This window comes from Staphylococcus pasteuri (assembly GCF_030547725.1).
Lineage (GTDB): Bacteria > Bacillota > Bacilli > Staphylococcales > Staphylococcaceae > Staphylococcus > Staphylococcus pasteuri.
Window position 1 is genome coordinate 1 of the sequence record NZ_JAUOQO010001032.1, and the last position, 234, is coordinate 234.

At 67.1% G+C, this 234-nt stretch carries 1 protein-coding gene; it reads right to left on the reverse strand.

What is annotated here, in order from left to right; genetic code table 11:
- A partial coding sequence (locus tag Q4528_RS16305) for a hypothetical protein (RefSeq protein ID WP_439848959.1) occupies positions 1-216 on the reverse strand: 216 nt, incomplete at its 3' end.
- Positions 217-234 lie beyond the last annotated feature (18 nt).

Consider the following 234-nt stretch of genomic DNA (forward strand, 5'->3'; position numbering starts at 1 on the left):
CTTGACCGCGGGGTCGGCCATGGCCGCAAGCACCGCGTCGGGGTCTTCCGGGGCCACAAGAACATCCGTGATCGCATGGATCACCTTGGCCGTATTGCCATCCGCCCCCAGCGTGACCGAGGTATAGGCCCCGCCCTGTGGTTGCATCTGGTCGGGGGGGGGGGGGGTGCGCAGATACACCGCCACGATGCCCCAATCCCCGCCTTTGGCGGCCATGGCTTCATCCGTGTAGAC